The sequence below is a fragment of the Paraglaciecola polaris LMG 21857 genome (genome assembly GCF_000315055.1).
Taxonomy (GTDB): Bacteria; Pseudomonadota; Gammaproteobacteria; order Enterobacterales; family Alteromonadaceae; genus Paraglaciecola; species Paraglaciecola polaris.
The window spans coordinates 182,955-200,590 of sequence record NZ_BAER01000127.1 but is presented as its reverse complement, the minus strand read 5'-3'; the positions used below and the strand labels follow the sequence as shown (position 1 = coordinate 200,590).

General features: G+C 44.8%; 18 protein-coding genes. 11 read left to right on the top strand and 7 right to left on the bottom strand.

The genetic code is table 11. From position 1 onward, the window contains the following. The first annotated feature begins 55 nt into the window (after positions 1-55). Positions 56-1,264 (top strand): ammonium transporter, encoded by a 1,209-nt coding sequence (locus tag GPLA_RS20995; RefSeq protein WP_007107039.1) that lies wholly within the window; start codon positions 56-58, stop codon positions 1,262-1,264. A gap of 53 nt (positions 1,265-1,317) precedes the next feature. Here the strand turns inward: GPLA_RS20995 and GPLA_RS20990 are convergent, their stop codons facing one another. Continuing rightward, complete coding sequence (locus tag GPLA_RS20990) at positions 1,318-2,226, bottom strand: LysR family transcriptional regulator (protein ID WP_040515606.1); 909 nt, start codon at positions 2,224-2,226, stop codon at positions 1,318-1,320. A 130-nt stretch (positions 2,227-2,356) separates the two neighbouring features. Between GPLA_RS20990 and GPLA_RS20985 the strand changes: the two genes are divergently transcribed. The 10 genes from GPLA_RS20985 to GPLA_RS20940 all read left to right on the top strand — a co-directional run bounded on the left by GPLA_RS20985 (position 2,357) and on the right by GPLA_RS20940 (position 12,851). Further along, on the top strand, positions 2,357-3,577 hold the full coding sequence (locus GPLA_RS20985) for an acyl-CoA dehydrogenase family protein (protein ID WP_007107036.1): 1,221 nt from the start codon (positions 2,357-2,359) through the stop codon (positions 3,575-3,577). A gap of 1 nt (position 3,578) precedes the next feature. Continuing rightward, on the top strand, positions 3,579-4,676 hold the full coding sequence (locus GPLA_RS20980) for a phosphotransferase family protein (protein WP_007107035.1): 1,098 nt from the start codon (positions 3,579-3,581) through the stop codon (positions 4,674-4,676). A gap of 1 nt (position 4,677) precedes the next feature. After that, entirely contained in the window at positions 4,678-5,382 is a 705-nt protein-coding gene (locus GPLA_RS20975) for a histidine phosphatase family protein (protein WP_007107034.1), read from the top strand. A 17-nt stretch (positions 5,383-5,399) separates the two neighbouring features. Continuing rightward, positions 5,400-6,149 (top strand): SDR family oxidoreductase, encoded by a 750-nt coding sequence (locus GPLA_RS20970; protein WP_007107033.1) that lies wholly within the window; start codon positions 5,400-5,402, stop codon positions 6,147-6,149. Positions 6,150-6,312: 163 nt separating this feature from the next. Beyond that, on the top strand, positions 6,313-7,023 hold the full coding sequence (locus GPLA_RS20965; RefSeq protein WP_007107032.1) for a type 2 periplasmic-binding domain-containing protein: 711 nt from the start codon (positions 6,313-6,315) through the stop codon (positions 7,021-7,023). 75 nt (positions 7,024-7,098) lie between these two features. After that, a complete protein-coding gene (locus tag GPLA_RS20960; protein ID WP_040515580.1) occupies positions 7,099-7,983 on the top strand; it encodes a bile acid:sodium symporter family protein in 885 nt (294 codons plus the stop codon). A 158-nt stretch (positions 7,984-8,141) separates the two neighbouring features. Beyond that, the gene (locus tag GPLA_RS20955; protein WP_007107029.1) at positions 8,142-9,347 is read left to right on the top strand and encodes a benzoate/H(+) symporter BenE family transporter; all 1,206 of its coding nucleotides are present in this window, start codon (positions 8,142-8,144) and stop codon (positions 9,345-9,347) included. A gap of 1 nt (position 9,348) precedes the next feature. After that, the gene (locus GPLA_RS20950; RefSeq protein WP_007107028.1) at positions 9,349-9,990 is read left to right on the top strand and encodes a GntR family transcriptional regulator; all 642 of its coding nucleotides are present in this window, start codon (positions 9,349-9,351) and stop codon (positions 9,988-9,990) included. A 134-nt stretch (positions 9,991-10,124) separates the two neighbouring features. After that, positions 10,125-12,167: a putative bifunctional diguanylate cyclase/phosphodiesterase gene (locus tag GPLA_RS20945; RefSeq protein WP_007107027.1), complete on the top strand. Its 2,043-nt coding sequence runs from the start codon at positions 10,125-10,127 to the stop codon at positions 12,165-12,167. 99 nt (positions 12,168-12,266) lie between these two features. Beyond that, the gene (locus GPLA_RS20940) at positions 12,267-12,851 is read left to right on the top strand and encodes a thymidine kinase (protein WP_007107026.1); all 585 of its coding nucleotides are present in this window, start codon (positions 12,267-12,269) and stop codon (positions 12,849-12,851) included. Positions 12,852-12,938: 87 nt separating this feature from the next. Here the strand turns inward: GPLA_RS20940 and ilvN are convergent, their stop codons facing one another. The 6 genes from ilvN to GPLA_RS20910 form a co-directional block, all read right to left on the bottom strand. Then, the gene (gene ilvN, locus GPLA_RS20935) at positions 12,939-13,436 is read right to left on the bottom strand and encodes an acetolactate synthase small subunit (protein WP_007107025.1); all 498 of its coding nucleotides are present in this window, start codon (positions 13,434-13,436) and stop codon (positions 12,939-12,941) included. After that, the gene (locus tag GPLA_RS20930) at positions 13,436-15,154 is read right to left on the bottom strand and encodes an acetolactate synthase 3 large subunit (protein WP_007107024.1); all 1,719 of its coding nucleotides are present in this window, start codon (positions 15,152-15,154) and stop codon (positions 13,436-13,438) included. The genes ilvN and GPLA_RS20930 overlap by 1 nt, the downstream gene beginning before the upstream one ends. A 221-nt stretch (positions 15,155-15,375) precedes the next feature. After that, positions 15,376-15,744 carry a DUF413 domain-containing protein gene (gene maoP, locus GPLA_RS20925; RefSeq protein ID WP_007107023.1) on the bottom strand — a complete coding sequence of 123 codons (369 nt, stop codon included), beginning with the start codon at positions 15,742-15,744 and terminating at the stop codon, positions 15,376-15,378. A gap of 203 nt (positions 15,745-15,947) precedes the next feature. Further along, positions 15,948-16,436, bottom strand: coding sequence for a DUF4442 domain-containing protein (locus GPLA_RS20920; protein WP_007107022.1), 489 nt, complete (start codon positions 16,434-16,436; stop codon positions 15,948-15,950). A 150-nt stretch (positions 16,437-16,586) separates the two neighbouring features. Beyond that, complete coding sequence (locus GPLA_RS20915; RefSeq protein ID WP_007107021.1) at positions 16,587-16,886, bottom strand: DUF1244 domain-containing protein; 300 nt, start codon at positions 16,884-16,886, stop codon at positions 16,587-16,589. A gap of 36 nt (positions 16,887-16,922) precedes the next feature. Further along, positions 16,923-17,510: a glutathione S-transferase family protein gene (locus tag GPLA_RS20910; protein ID WP_007107020.1), complete on the bottom strand. Its 588-nt coding sequence runs from the start codon at positions 17,508-17,510 to the stop codon at positions 16,923-16,925. Positions 17,511-17,636 lie beyond the last annotated feature (126 nt).

Here is a 17,636-nt window from a genome sequence, read left to right as displayed (position 1 = left end):
AACCAACACTTTTACCTTGCTGTAACATTTAACCTGTCACACAGAGATATATCACATGCAAGATGTCACTAGCGCCACCGAGTTATTGGTGCAAAGTTCTAATACCTACTTTTTACTTATCGGCGCAATCATGGTTTTTGCCATGCATGCTGGCTTCGCATTTTTAGAAGTGGGCACCGTTCGCCACAAAAATCAGGTTAATGCCTTGGTTAAGATCATCACCGATTTTGGCGTATCCTGTATTGCTTACTTTTTTATCGGTTACTGGATTGCCTACGACACCACGTTTTACAGTAGTGCGAGAGAATTAACTGCTAATAACGGTTATGACTTGGTCAAGTTTTTCTTCTTGATGACGTTCGCCGCCGCGATCCCAGCAATTATCTCAGGCGGTATTGCGGAGCGGGCCAAGTTTAATCCCTTCTTGTTAGCTTCAGCGATTATTGTCGCGTTAATTTATCCCTTTTTTGAAGGCGTGGTATGGAATGGCAATTACGGCGTACAGGACTGGATAGAGCAAACCACAGGTTCACAATTCCATGATTTTGCTGGATCAGTCGTGGTGCATGCCGTCGGTGGATGGTTGGCCTTAGTGGCGGTATTTTTTTTAGGGCTACGTAATGGCCGAGTGAAAGATAAAAAGTTAATCGCTTTTGCTCCATCAAATATTCCCTTTCTAGCCTTGGGTACATGGATTTTATGCATTGGCTGGTTTGGCTTTAACGTAATGTCGGCGCAAACGCTTGACGGTATCAGTGGTTTGGTGGCCATGAATTCACTTATGGCCATGGCAGGCGGTATTATTGCCGCTTGGTTATTCGGCAAAAATGACCCCGGCTTTGTCCACAATGGTCCCCTTGCTGGCTTAGTCGCTATCTGTGCGGGCTCAGATATTGTGCACCCTATTGGCGCACTGGTTATTGGCGTTGTCGCAGGTTGGCTGTTTGTGACTCTGTTTACCCTCATTCAACGCAGCAAAAAACTGGATGACGTTTTAGGTGTGTGGCCACTACATGGTTTATGTGGTGCATGGGGCGGTATTGCAGCAGGTATTTTTGGTAGCGAGAATATGGGTGGCTTAGGCGGAGTAAGCTTAGTAGCACAACTTATAGGTACCCTTGGCGGTATTTCAGTGGCTTTGATTGGCGGTGTCATTGTTTACGGCGTACTCAATAAGACCATGGGTTTACGTTTAACCGAAGAAGAAGAATATAACGGCGCTGATTTGACGACCCATCGTATCGGCTCTATTAATCACGATTAATCCCCCAAGCAATCTGGCTCGCTATATCTAAAATGGCGAGCCACATATGTTCCTTAATTCACAAAAATCCCTTCAAAAATCGCTCTTAACCACGTTAATGCAGAGTCTTGTTCTGTATTTTTATGCCAATAAAGATGAGTAGAAATCGGTGCTATTTTTAGCGGCAGATCAAGTAATGCTACCTCGTCTTGACGTAAATGCTCAGCCAGCATGCGAGGAACTGTCAGTAAATAATCTGAATTAGCCACCATGCTCTTAGCGGAATAATAATTCTGACATCGAATCACCACCTTGCGCGATAACCCCTGCTGTTGGAACAACAGATCTTCTGCCGATGCTCCACTTGACCGATTAGACACCCCAATATGGCCAGCCGCAAAATAAGCCTCTTTATTCATTCCGTTACACAAAGGATGAGTTTTACGTATTAACACACAAAACTCATCATCAATCAGTTTCTGGTGCAACACAGGCGCTTTAATTGGTAGCGCAACATCTAATGCTAAATCCATATGCCCGGCACTTAGATCCCGAGTCAAAGTAACCCGGTCAACCTTAACACTAGAAAACGTCACCTTGGGTGCTAACTGGGCAAGACGAGTCGTTAACGCGGGGAAAATACTGGGTTCGAGTGCGTAATGCATCCCGATTCTGAAATGGTGTTCACTGGTCAAGGGTTGAAACTCACCCCAATGTTGCATGATCTGCCGCAAGCGCGTGAGATTATCGATAATAAGTGGCGCCATGCGCTGACAGGCGGGAGTGGGTAACATGCGGTTATTACTGCGTTGAAACAACGGGTCACCCAAGCAATCCCGCAAACGTTTAATTCCATGACTGACCGCTGATGGCGTGATATGCAGTGCTTCTGCGGTGCGCGTCATATTTTGTTCAAGGTACAGACTTTCAAAGACTTTAAGCAAATTTAGGTCGAGCTTTTTAAGAGCATGTATATCTGCCACAGTTGCGCCCCACAGCAATGAATTTAATTCATAGTATACCTGCACTATTTTTCATTTCATTCAATTTAATAATGACGCTATGCTGATGACACATTAACGAACCGTCATTAACCAACAGTAAGGGAAAATTATGGATTTTGCTCATAGCCAAAAAACTCAAGATTACATTGCACGCGTTAAAGCGTTTATGGATGAACACGTATATCCAGTGGAAGAGCAAATTTACCGTGAGACGGAAGAGCTTAACCCTACCGGTGACTGGACGAAGTGGCAGATGCATCCATTTATTGAGCCGTTAAAAAAGAAAGCCCAAGCAGCAGGCTTATGGAACTTATTCCTGCCCGACGACAAACTAGGCAAAGGGTTAACGACCCTAGAATACGCTCCATTGGCTGAAGAAATGGGTCGAGTATTATTCGCCTCTGAAATATTCAACTGTAATGCCCCTGATACAGGCAATATGGAAGTGCTTTACCACTTTGGTAACGAGCAACAACAAGAAAAATGGCTTAAACCGTTACTCGCCGGCGAAATACGCTCGGTATTTGGTATGACCGAGCCTGACGTAGCCTCCTCTGATGCGACAAACATGCAGGCCACCGTCGAACAAGACGGTGATGAGTTGGTATTAAATGGCAAAAAATGGTGGTCTACGGGCTTAGGTCATCCTAATGCAAAAATAACGATTTTCATGGCTTTATCCAATCCTGAAAATGACAAACACAGCCAGCACAGCATGGTGATTGTGCCGCTCGATACCCCAGGGATCGAAATTAAACGTATGCTTAGTGCCTACGGCGACTTTGATGCGCCATCGGGTCACGGTGAAATGCATTTCACCAACGTACGCGTACCGAAAGAGAACTTATTGGTCGGTTTAGGCAAAGGCTTCGCTATCGCCCAAGGTCGTTTAGGGCCGGGTCGGATCCATCATTGCATGCGTTCTATTGGCGCGGCTGAAAAAGCACTAGAACTGGCGATGAAACGCAGCTTAAGCCGTACCGCATTTGGCAGACCGCTCATAAAACTAGGCGGTAATGGCGAACGAATCGCTCAGGCACGTATTGCCATTCATCAAGCACGTCTAATGACGCTGCACGCTGCGTGGAAAATCGACGAAGTAGGCGTAAAAAATGCCATGACCGAAATTTCTGCAATTAAAGTTGCCGTGCCTAAAATGCTACAAGACGTAGTGGATATGGCGGTACAGTTGCATGGTGGTGCGGGGATGAGTAGTGACTTCCCACTCGCACGATTCGCCGCTGGTGCTAGAGCGCTGCGCTTAGCCGATGGCCCAGATGAAGTGCATATGGGTATGGTGACACGCCTTGAACTGAAGAAATATCAATAACATGAGTCAGCTTACCGATGGGCAAACCGTTGTTGATGAAGCTGGTCATGTGCGCCAAGGTGAGGAGCTAGATGTAGCCTCCTTATTACCTTGGCTTAACAGTCAACTTCCCCATTTAAACGGTACACCAAAAGTCACTCAATATGCCGGAGGTGCGTCCAATTGGACGTACTGCCTCACATTTAACGAGGCGACCAGCCCCGATAATGAAGTCATTTTACGCCGAGGTCCAGCAGGCACCAAAGCTAAGGGTGCCCATGATATGGGCCGGGAGTATCGCCTGCAAGCAGCCTTAAAACCGGTATATAAATATGTGCCTGAGATGCTTGCTCACTGCGAGGATAAAGGCGTAATAGGCGCTGAATTTTACATCATGGAGAAGTTCAATGGCATTATTCCGCGTAAAAACATGCCTAGAGATTTACCGCTATCAACCCAGGATACTCGTACTTTATGCGAGAACGCATTAGACAGTTTGATTGAGTTACACAAAGTTGATTATCAGGCTGCAGATCTGAGTCACATCGCAAAAGGTAGCGGTTATGCCCAAAGGCAAATCGATGGCTGGATAACTCGCTATCACAAAGCTCGTACGTGGAATGTTCCCAAAGCCAATTACATATGCGATTGGTTGCAAGCCAACTTGCCAGACAATGAACATATTTGCTTAACCCACAATGATTTTCGCTTTGACAACTTGGTACTAGATGCCCACGAGCCAACGCATATTATCGGCGTACTCGACTGGGAATTGGCCACCCTTGGTGATCCTCTGATGGATTTAGGCAATAGTTTAGCCTATTGGGTGCAAGCAGACGATGATCGCTTGGCAAAATCAACACGTCGCCAACCGACCCACTTGAACGGCATGTATACCCGTAAAGAAGTGATTGCATACTATCTGGATAAAACCGGTTTTAAGGCTGATAATGTTGCTTTTTATGAAGTCTATGGCCTCTTTAGATTAGCCGCTATCGCCCAGCAAATTTATTATCGCTATCACCATAAGCAAACAAATAATCCAGCCTTTAAAAATATCTGGTTTTTTGTGCATTATTTGCTGTGGCAATGCCGAAAAGCCATTAAAGGAACTCGTTAGTATGGCCAGCATATATTTAATCCGGCATGGTCAAGCTTCATTCGGCCAAGATGACTATGATTGTCTGTCGACTATTGGCACAGAGCAAGCTAGCCATTTGGGCGCTGACTTATTGCGTCGCGGTATACAATTCGACAAAGTTATTGTGGGTGGTATGTTGCGCCATCAGCAGACGGCTGAAGGTTGCTTAAAAGCCATGCAGATAGGTGAAGCACTTGGCAACGAAATGACAATCAATGCTGATTGGAACGAGTATGACCACCAAGATATTCTAAGCAAACTTAATCCGGATTATGCCAGTGCCAACGGGGTAAAACAGCACCTAATGCAGCACAAAAACCCCAATATCGCATTACAAAATCTACTGAACAGTGCATTTTCACGCTGGATAAAAAACGATCACGCTGAGCAATATAATGAATCTTGGACCGTCTACCAAGCCCGCGTTCAACGTGCTTTGCAAACGACGGTCGAGCAAGCTGGCGATGGGAAAAATATAGCCGTATTCAGTTCCGGCGGGCCAATAGCGTTACTGAGTCAGATGCTATTACAGATTCCAGCTGGAAAATTAATGGATTTAAATTGGACCCTGGTCAATTGCGGGATAAGTAAAATTATACTCGGCTGTAAAGGGCACATATTGTCGACTTTGAATGAACATTGCGCGTTTGAAGGGCATCATAGTCGTCTTATCACTTACAAATAACACAGAGACACGCCACCATGACAAGAAAAAATATTGTAATCACTGGCGCCAGCTCAGGCTTAGGCAAAGGGATGGCCATTGAGTTTGCTAAAATGGGTCGCAACTTAGGTTTATGCGCTAGACGTGTAGAGCGATTGGCAGAATTAAAAGCCGAATTACTGGCCATCAACCCCAACATTGAGGTGTTTATTCGGCCACTAGATGTGAATGATCACCCGCAAGTGTTTGAGGTCATTAAAGGTTTCGCCGAAGATATGGGCAGCCTAGACAGGGTGATTGTCAATGCAGGTATGGGTAAAGGCGCATCGGTTGGGACAGGCTATTTTCATGCTAACAAACAAACAGCAATCACTAACTTTGTCTCAGCACTTGCCCAATGTGAAGCCAGTATGGAGATTTTTCGGGCGCAAAATGCAGGCCATCTAGTTACCATATCATCAGTCAGTGCAGTGCGCGGTGCGCGTCGCGCTATGACTGTCTATGCCGCCACAAAAGCCGCACTGACCTCAATGACGGAAGGCATTCGTATTGATGTACTGGGTAGCCCAATCAAAGTTACAACAATTCACCCAGGTTTCATTCAAAGTGAAATTAATGAAAAAGTTAAAACCGTGCCTTTCATCGTTGACACAGAAACCGGCTGTAAGGCGATGGTAAAAGCCATAGAGAAAGAAGTCGCCAGCAGTTTTGTACCGACTTGGCCCTGGGCACTGTTTCGCTACATTGCACGAATTGCGCCGCTTCGCCTGTTGGCTAAAATGAGCTAGACTGTCTGCTCAGAATTATCTGCACAGAAGGTATTTTCATCGAACTCACGACTTTCAACTATGCTAAAGCACATAGTTCAATCGAAGTAGCGTGTTAATACTTATGCATGTAATAAAGTGGCTTTGGCTTTTCTTTATAGTTTCTGGCATTAGCCTCACCACCATGGCTGCCACCAAGCACAGCTATATTGTTGGCAGTCAAGATATTGCGTATTACCCCCATTATGATTTTGGCCGGGAAGGGGACAAAGGTTATGCTTGGGCAGTTTTACAAGCATTCGCCCAGCACTCTGGTTACCACTTTGAATATCGTTCCTATCCCATCAAACGTTTGCAGCGAGCCTTAGTCAATGCCAGCATTGATTTTGCTTATCCTGACAACAAAGGATGGCGCGCTTTGCCCAGCGAAGTGGAGCCACAAAAAATACTCAGCCAACCGCTGATTACTGCCATCAGTGGAACCCTAGTATTAGAAAAACATGAGTTCGATCCCATTGGAAAATTTAGCTCTCTTGTTGTGCCCCATGGTTTTACGCCTGTACATTGGTTAGATCGCATTGCGCAAAAACGCTTAAATTTAGTCGAGGTCAATACCCCTATTGCCGCGCTTAATTTAGTGTTGAAAGGCCGAGTTGATGGAGCTGACATTGAATACAACGTGGCTCAACACTTGTGGCAATCAACCCAACAGAAAAGCGTAATCACATTAGCCAAAATGTTGCCCCACGGCCCTGTTACGTTTCATCTGGCAACCATTCACCAAGGCAATATAATTCAACAGCTGAATACCTTTATTTCCAACAATCAAGCCTTGATGACAAAGTTGCGTAAATTCTACCGCCTAATTGAGCCTAATGAACTTAATGGTCAGTGATGTCATAAGCAATACGACTTTCCCTCTCAAAAATAGACGCTTAGCGCTGAACCAATAAAGTGAATAATAAAAATAATGACCGAATCTTTTTTAACCCAATATATCGCCCCCTTGGTACTGGCTTTTATCATGTTTGGCATGGGGCTAAGTTTAACTAAACAGGATTTTCAGCAATTATGGCGTGCCCCGTTACCGATAATTGTCGGCTTATTTGGCCAACTTATGTTGCTGCCGTTGCTGGCGTACTTTCTAGCGCTCGTATTTGAGTTACCCTCTAATCTGGCGATTGGGATCATGATATTAGCAGCCTGCCCAGGTGGCACAAGTTCGAATATCATTAGCCAGCTAGCACGTGCAAATCTGGCACTTTCTGTGAGCCTTACCGCCATTAGCTCACTTATCTGTGTGCTGACAACGCCCCTTATCATCCAATTTGCTGTGAGTCAGTTTGGGCAACAAGAGCAACAATCATTTTCATTAGTGAGCACCACTATTGGATTGATTTTCATCACCCTTATTCCGGTCATCATAGGAATTACACTGCGCCACTACTTTGCTGAGAAGGCAATTTCCAGTGAACCCTTCTTCCGCCATTTAGCCAGCGCATTTTTAGTGCTGATGATCCTTGCCATTGTCATTCAAGAGAAGGCAACTTTGGCTTCGTCATTTTCAGCGGTTTTCACCAGTGCGTTAACCTTAAATCTCGTCGCAATTTTGCTGGGAATAGGATTAGGCTTGATATTTCGTTTCTCTGCTCGGGACTGCGTCACACTGGGTATTGAGGTTGGGGTACAAAATTCAGCAATGGCGATCTTGATTGCGATCACGTTTTTACAACGCGCTGATTATGCCGTCGCTCCTGGTGTATATGGTGTGACTATGTATATTGGTGCTTTCTTGTTAGTTTTTTTGGCCAAAAAATTCCGCTCGCCCCCTATTATCGTGCGACAGGTACCCTAAATAACGATACCTGTCGCTAGGCAGTACTTGCTGTTCTAACTGACATTCTCTCCTATTCTTGTTTTTTTCAGCTCAATTGAGCAACCCTAAGGGTTAATACTATACAGCTGTTATTTGGCCGTGTTAAATTTGTATACAAATATAGCATGGTATACAAAATGAGAAACCTGTTTAAAGACATGAGTTTATCTGCCGTGAGCGCAGGTTTTATCGCAGTCCTCGTAGGCTTTGCCAGTGCAGTGGCCATTGTATTTCAAGCCGCTCAAGCAGCAGGTGCCACCCACGAGATGATTGTCAGCTGGGTATGGGCGCTCGGTGTCGGTATGGGCCTAGGTTGCTTTGGGCTGTCTTGGTATTACAAGCGTCCCATTATCATTGTTTGGTCCACACCTGGCGCCGCATTACTGGCCACTAGCCTTGCAGGGGTCAGTGTCGAACAAGCCATTGGTATATTTATTTTTGTGGCGGTGCTAACCCTGATCACGGGAATGACAGGTTGGTTTGATCGCCTGACAAAACGCATCCCTCTGCCCTTAGCAAGTGCCATGCTGGCAGGTATACTGCTGCAATTCGGCTTGGGGATTTTTAGTTCACTGGCCCTGCAACCGGAACTTGTGGGTATTATGCTGCTTAGCTATTTTACCGCGAAACGCTTGTTACCCCGCTTCAGTATTTTGTTGGTGCTGGCCACAGGTACGCTTTACGCACTGTATGCTGGTATGTTTAATAGCACAGATATTGATTTAACCATGGCCACACCAGTCTGGGTTTCGCCACAATTTGACTTTTCAGTCTTGCTCGGTGTTGGTATTCCTTTGTTTATTGTGACAATGACAGCGCAGAACTTACCCGGAATGGCGGTACTCAAGTCCAGTGGTTACGGACAACAACCCATCTCACCGATTATTACCACTAGCGGTGCGCTTAATTTAATACTCGCTCCGTTTGGTGGCTTTAGCTTCAACTTAGCCGCCATTACGGCTGCCATTTGTACGAGTGAAGAGTCACATATAGATCCCGCCAAACGCTATGTGGCTGGTTTGTCAGCCGGGATATTTAATGTTCTTGCTGGTCTTGGCGCCACTGCGGTCGTTAGTCTGTTCGCCGCCTTTCCTGCGGCGTTAGTCGCAACCTTAGCCGGACTGGCTCTACTGGGAACCATAGGGGCGAGTTTGTATAGCTCGGTACATGATACCCAATATCGTGATGCCGCCGTATTGACCTTTCTGGTCACCGCCTCAGGTGTGTCGTTGTTTGACGTATCTTCGGCTTTCTGGGGGCTAATCCTTGGTATGCTGACATTATTATTCAATCGTAAAGCCGCTCTAAAAAGCCACATTTCAGCATCTAATAACAGAGCTTGATATGCATTATTCGAAGACTGATAGTCTGTACCTACAACTCAAACACGATATTGTGCATGGGAAACTACCGCAAAATACCGCGCTCAAGCAAACGCTACTTGCTGAGCGTTACGGGGTAAGTCGTATTCCGATACGCGATACCCTGCAACGCTTAAAAAACGACGGCTGGTTAAGTAATCATGGCAAGTCCAGTGTGATGATACGGCCATTAAACTCCAGTGACGCTGAAGACTTGTATTTAATGCGATTGCATCTTGAGCCTATGTTACTAGGCCACGCCATACCTAATATCAATTTTGAAACCCTCGGCAAAGCACAAGACATCTTGTTGAAGCTGAAAAGCAGTGAGCCTCGAGATATACTGCAACAAGGCGAACTTAATTGGCAATTTCATCGCTGTTTATATCTACCTGCAGATCGCCCTGCGCTGTTCGACACTGTGACTCAATTGCATCAATTATGCGCTCGGTACATAGGGTTTCAGGAAATGGAGTTGGATTATTTATCCCACAGCCAAAATGAGCATGAGGCGTTACTAACAGCACTGCGTGAAGATGATCGACAAAAGGCCAATAAAGTGCTCACAGAGCACATTCGCATCGCTGGAGAACAATTAGTGAGATACCTAAAACAGTCCTTGTAAAGCAGCTGTTACTTTTTTCAAAAATTTGCGGTAGATTATCCGTCTAATAGCAATAAATTTACGTTCAGTTTTGCTTAGCGTTTTGCTAATAACAAACGAGAAACAAAGAATTAGTCAACATACTTAGGATGAGAGTGAGTAATACTTCAGCTGAATTACGAGCACTAAACAGTCAGGACGCGGCGAAATTACTTTATAGTAATACCATAGCAGGCTGTTCGATTACGCTTGCATCTAGCACAGTTCTCGCATTTGGTTTTTCCAACCCTGACATAGCAGGGATCAAATTTTTTTGGTGGTTGGTGATGTTATCGATATTAACTGCCCGCCTGCTTGATGGGATCTATTGGCAACATAAAATAAGGCCACGTAATGATTTTGATGGCGGTGCAGCCCAGCGCCGTTTTGGTGTTGGTTGCCTAGCCACCGCTGTTATTTGGGCCAGCTTGCCGCTTTTTACCTTCAATCAAGTCAACCTACTCGAATTCTCGACCATGATCATAGTGTTGTCGTCTATGGCAGCGGGAGGGCAATCCGTGTTGGCTGCTAACGCCCGTATATCGATTTCTTATGCACTGATATTGTTGGTACCCATCTCACTATTGGGCGTGATTTCTCAAGAAGATTATCGCGTCATACTCGGAGGGTTAGGTTTAGCCTTTAGCATTGGGCTAGTGTTTACCTACCATAAGGCGGTAAAATTCACTTTAGATTCCATCCATATTAAAAATATGAACATGGCGATGAGCGAGCAGCTTCGTCAAGAAAAGCGTCAATTGGACGAAGTTAATCAAGAATTAAACGCCGCATATGACAAGCTCAATGCCATCAACAATACCCTTGAAGAGCAAGTCAGTAAGCGCACGGAAAAAATCGCCCAACTATCGTACCTTGATCCCCTCACGCAATTAATGAACCGCAAAGCATTTACCCAAACCTTAGGTAAATTAACGGCCAGAGCCGCCCAAAGTAACAGCGACCTAGCGCTACTGTTTATTGATCTCGATGGCTTTAAAAAAATTAACGACACCATGGGTCATCAAGTGGGCGACAGCGTCTTAAAAGAAGTGACCAAACGCATCGGCGCATTCGCAGATAAGAATAAACTCGGTCGCTGGAACGGTGACGAGTTTCTAGTTGCCCTGCCTTACAGCGATGCACAAACCGCCCAAGCCATTGCCAGCGCGATTATTACCAGTATTTCTCAAGCCATAATCATCAATAACAATAGTGTGCATTTAGGCGCAACCATTGGCATCGCTATGTGTCCTGAGCACAGTGCTGACGCGGCTGAGCTAATTCAGTTTGCCGATTTAGTTATGTGTGAGCAAAAAAACACCTCAAACCGCACGCCAGCGATCTTTAGCAATGAGTTGCAACAAAAGGTTGTTGATTCACAAAGCATACTTGAAGGCTTACAACACGCCACAGAACGCCGGCAATTATACTTGTGCTACCAACCCATTATATCAGCCAAAGACAGTACTTCTTGGTCGTTTGAAGCTTTACTACGTTGGGATTTTAATGGGCGCCTCATCGGGCCAGATCAATTTATTCCGTTAGCCGAAAAGTCGGGCTTAATTAAAGAAATTGGCGCTTGGGTACTCAACCGAGCATGCATGGATGCCAGTCAGTGGCAATATGCCCACAATGCCGCTGTATCAGTGAATGTATCGATTATTCAACTGATGGACGACAGCTTTATACGCGCCCTTGATAATGCGTTGCGTAGCAGTGGGCTCGACCCAGAACGATTGCATTTGGAAATAACTGAATCCATATTTGTCGACAATAAAATCAAAATTAAGCAGCAACTTGAAGCGATCCAAGCCAGGAAAATTCAAGTCTCCATTGATGATTTTGGCACCGGATATTCGTCTTTGTCCCAATTGCAAACCTTGTCAGTCAACCAAGTCAAAATCGATAAATCCTTTATTGATAATATGGACAACAATGGTGAGGCGATTATTCGTGCCACGTTGTTTATTGCCAGCGAACTCAACTGTAAGACCGTCGCCGAAGGCGTGGAAAGTCTAGCCCAAGCGCAAGCATTAACCGCTATGGGTGTGGACTATCTGCAAGGTTTTTATTTTGCTAAACCCATGCGCAACGAACAGTTAATTCAGTGGCAGAATCCCATAAACGATATCACCTGCGAATCCTTAGACGTAAAATAGCCTAACAGCAGCGGACTTTAACTGGCAGATCCGCTACCATAGCAAGCAAATAATAACGAATACCAAGCGCTCTTGGTGCACCTCAGGATCCCGTGTTACATGGCACAGCTCTACTTCTATTATTCTGCAATGAATGCAGGCAAATCAACCTCTCTGCTGCAGTCTGCTTACAACTATAAAGAACGCGGTATGCGCGCCGCTATTTTCACTGCAGCTCTTGATGACCGTTTCGGTGCAGGCAAGGTTGCATCCCGCATTGGTCTCGAAGCAAGTGCTTTTTTATTCAATGCTAGTAGTGACTTACATCAACAAATTGCAGATATGTGCCATGACAAAAAATTAGATTGTGTGTTTATCGATGAAGCACAGTTCTTAAATAAACAACAAGTACAGCAACTGGTTTCTGTGGTCGATGACTTAGATATTCCTGTTTTAGCTTATGGTCTGCGTACTGATTTTGTTGGCGAAACCTTTGAAGGCAGCCGCTACTTGATGGCCTGGGCAGATAAGCTAATCGAATTAAAGACTATCTGCCATTGCGGCAGAAAAGCGACTTTTGTGGTGCGCCTTGATCAGCAAGGCAACGCCGCCAGAGAAGGTGCTCAAGTTGAAGTAGGCGGCAATGACAGATATGAGTCAATGTGCCGTAAACACTTTAAAGAACTCGTGTGGGATAAACCTTAAACAACCATATTCTTCAGCATGGGGCGTACCCATAAAAAAAGGCTCATAATGAGCCTATTTTGCAAATATTAGTGCCTAGGAACTGGCTTAAGGACGCAGCGCTTTATCGCCGCGAGCCAAACCACATACCCCAGTACGTGACGCTTCGATAATCTCGGTACTTTGCGCTAATACGTTCGCAAATGCATCTAACTTATCGCTCGTACCCGTGACCTGGATCGTATAGTTGTTTAGGTCGACATCAATGATCTGCGCACGAAAAATATCCACGTTGCGATTAACTTCTGCACGCACCAATTCACTGCGCGTGGCAACTTTAATCAACATCAACTCGCGTTCAACATGATTACCGTCAGTCAGATCTGTCACTTTCAGTACATCAATAAGCTTGTTTACTTGCTTAGTGATCTGCTCAATAACTTTGTCATCTGCTTGGGTGGTGATGGTCAAGCGCGACAAGCTCTTATCGTCTGTCGCTGCCACACACAACGAATCAACGTTGTAGCCCCGTTGGGAAAATACACCAACAATACGTGATAGAGCACCGGGCGCGTTTTCCATTAAAACTGAAATAATACGTTTCATTATGTGCGCTCCGTCTTACTTAATCGCATATCGTCCATCGCGCCGAATTTAATCTGCATGGGGTAAACATGTTCATTCTGATCTATCTGGATATCCATGAATACCAAACGTTCTTTCTCGGCAAAACAGCGCTCCATGGCTGCATCTAACTGATCTGGATGATCAACACGAATACCGATATGGCCATAAGCCTCTGCCAATTTAACGAAATCAGGCATTGAATCCATATAAGAACTGGAATAACGGCTCTTATAATTCATATCTTGCCACTGACGTACCATGCCTAAAGCGCGGTTATTCAGAGAGATGATTTTGATCGGCAACTTGTATTGCAAACACGTGGATAGCTCTTGGATATTCATTTGAATACTGCCATCACCTGTGATCACTACGGACGTCGCATCACGGTGAGCCATCTGAACCCCCATAGCCGCCGGTAATCCAAAGCCCATGGTGCCTAGGCCCCCGGAGTTGATCCAGCGACGTGGTTTAGCAAACGGGTAATACAAAGCAGCAAACATTTGATGCTGACCTACGTCAGAGCTGACATAAGCATCGCCATTGGTATGTTTGTAAACTGACTGAATTACTTCCTGGGGTTTAATCAGCTTGTCGTCTTTTTTATAGTTTAAACAAGTACGGCCACGCCATTGTTCAATTTGTTGCCACCAATCAGCTAATTTTTCTTTTTGCTTGTTACTGTCAACGTCACCCATTTGCTCAAGTAGCTGCTTAGCCACTTGATCCACACTGCCCACTACTGGGATATGAACGGCAACGGTCTTAGAAATAGAAGCAGGGTCGATATCCACATGGATAATGGTCGCATGGGGACAAAACTTTTCAACATTATTGGTTACCCGGTCATCAAAACGTGCGCCTAACGCTAAAATACAATCTGCGTTATGCATGGCTTTATTTGATTCAAGCGTGCCGTGCATGCCAAGCATGCCTAGACTTTGAGCATGAACACCGGAAAAGGCACCCAGTCCCATCAAAGTAGAGGTAACGGGAAGGTGTAACTTTTCTGCAATTTCAGTAACCAGTTCACTCGCTTCAGCCGCGATCGCACCGCCGCCTACGTATAAAATAGGACGTTTGGCGTCAAGCAAGACCTTAGCGGCTTTTTTAATTTGCTTAGGATGCCCCTTCAACGTCGGGTTGTATGAGCGCATAGTCACATCTTCAGGGAACTGATAAGGATGCTCTTCAAGCACATTGACTATGTCTTTTGGTAAATCAACTACCACAGGACCAGGACGTCCAGTGTTAGCAATATAATAAGCTTTGGCAATCGCCTCAGGAATATCAACGGCGCGCTTAACGAGAAAGCTGTGTTTAACCACAGGGCGCGAACAACCGACCATATCGGTTTCCTGGAAGGCATCTTCACCTATGTGCATTGACGGCACTTGGCCAGACAAGATGACCATAGGGATAGAATCCATATAAGCAGTGGCGATACCGGTTAGGGTATTGGTCGCACCAGGACCTGACGTGACGAGCACGGTACCTGTAGTACCTGTAGAACGGGCATAACCATCAGCCATGTGCGCGGCACCTTGCTCATGACGCACCAGAATGTGCTCCACATCTTCCTGTGCATATAATGCATCATAAATATCTAAAACGGCTCCACCCGGGTACCCGAATACGTGCTTAACCCCAAGATCTTTTAGGGTTCGCACAACCATTGCGGCGCCTGACATCATTTCCATCGGCTACTCTCCTAAAAAGTTGTTAAAAAAAAGGTTTCGGCACAATATTGCCACCAAACGAACGAAAACTATACTTGAGGGAAGAGGAAGATTAAACAGGAATTTACATAAAAGTGAGATATATATCCCAATATAGCAACATATTAGGATATACCTTTCGATTACAGGCTAAAACACTGTCATTTGTAGGATGATTTTATGATTATAGCGATGATTTAAGATTAATCATCCAGCTCGATTTCGAGGTCAGTATCTTCAGACATGTCCTCTTCATCTCGCTGTGTTGACGGTCTACTACCATAAATATTACCGAGCTTAGGCCGATGTATGCGCTTGTCGTACTTTGACCAGGCTTTTTCCGCAACTGTGCTCGGCTCTTTCTCACCCTTAGCGGAGGCTAACAATGCGTTATCTTCATCACATTCAGCTTCAATTTGACCATCAAGTAAGGCAGTAATTAAGCAGCCGTATTGACTCAGCGCTCGACTTTCTGAAATTGAAAAGTCACCTGAACGCGCAAAACCATACGGATAGTGTTTAGGATCACTAAAAATACGTTGAAACAATGATTCTCTTGAAAGTTTTGCCATGATGGCATCCCCGATTTAAATTAATTTAAAGACAACATAATTTGGCATTTGCCAACTTGCTTTATAATTTAAATCTAAAATCTGTCAATATTTTTAGTGTGATTTTATATACGATTTTTTACCATTAAATAGCGATTACAACACTATTGTTTCTATATGTTTCTTATGACACCTCATTAAGTATTGTAAGCAGGCAAAATATGTCAGCGTTTAGGCACCCACGCCCAAATCATTTCACACTCCACAGGTTGTATTCCTGTCTCATCCGTTACCTTAACCTGTACGTTAATTTCACCTTTTTCTTGCTGTGCAAGCAACGCAATCTGTGCATCAGTTAAGGTTGCTACTGCGGTCATGTCCCCGGTCGCCCGCTTCACATAATTTAAGTTCATACACTTAATCAATGGCAGTTTGTCACCCGGTAAATTAATCCCCACAATAAAGCCTGTCGCTGACTCAGCCAGTAAAGCCATCGCGGCAGCATGTACACTACCAATATGATTCTGCACCTTGGTGCGATTTTTTAATCGGTACTCAACCCGGCGCCCATCAGTAGAAACAACTTCAATACTGGTAGTGCCCGCCAGCTTCACTTTAAAGCGAAACACTTTGGTCATTAAAAATGCACTTACAGACGCTGGATATTGATTAACTTTATCGACAAATTTTCGCAATGGGTTAGAAACTGACATCTTGCCACCTTATCTGGTTAGACCAGATAACAGTGTGCCAATAAGCCAGAGAAGTTACAAACTATTCGTCACAATTTAATCGCCACATCGGGCGTAAAGAAGGAAGTAAATAGTCGCTCAACACGATTGACGCGACTATTTAGGGGCTGGTTAGCCGCAGGGATTTTGACGTTTTTCAAATGCCGCAAGTTGTTCTGGAGTAGCAGGAGTTTGATACTTGGCTTTCCAGTCGGCGAATGGCATACCGTAAATGGCTTCCCTTGCCTGATCGTAATCTATATCTGCGCCCTGCTCTTTTGCTGCAGCCATGTACCATTTCGATAAACAATTACGACAGAAGTCCGCCAAAATCATCAGGTCGATGTTCTGAACCTCTTTATTTTCATCTAAGTGCTTAATCAATTGCCTAAATGCGGCAGCTTGTGCTTCAGTTTGTTGTGCTGGGGTCATAATATTTAACCTATCAATTGGAAACTAACGTCAGACCTACATTCTGGGGTCGGTTGCGGTAACTTCAATGCGCTGGGCGTTTTCCTGGTGAAAATGCAGCAAGGCGGCCAAGCCTTTTAAGTTATGCAAGTTTCTAAATTCAATCCAATCCACGAGACTAAATAAGCATATGGCCGGATAATGCCAATGGTCGAATAGCCCTTGTTCTACCTGCTCATTCAGTTCTGCCAATACATTGTTAACCCGCTCTTTTTGCAGTTTAAAAAACAGCTTATCGGTATCCGCCACCACATCAGACTGAGAAAGTAAGAACATTTGCACCAAGCTATCATTGACCGCATCGACTAAGGTGAGTTGATTTTCTTGCTGCCAAGTCAGAGCCTGATAGTTAAGTTGTTCACTTAAGTAACGATAGATCACCCGTGAATCATAGATAAGGGTACGTTTTTCACCGACAACATGTTCTAACGCTGGGACTTTTAACGCTGGGTTTTTCTCGATAAGTAGCGCCCGGTCTTGCTGTTGGTAAATTTGCATACTAACAAATTCATGTTGGGTGTTGGCTAACCAGATACGTAGTCGTCGAACATAGGGAGAAGTCGTAGAGCCATACAGTGTAAACATATGCAGATCCTTACTTTCTGAAAAGTAGCGTAATTGCACTACCGATAATAGCGAAAAAAATGACCGATGGCGCGCGTCAAAATTTAGTCTAAATACTTGTGGTAAAGTTCCTCCAAGTGTATGACA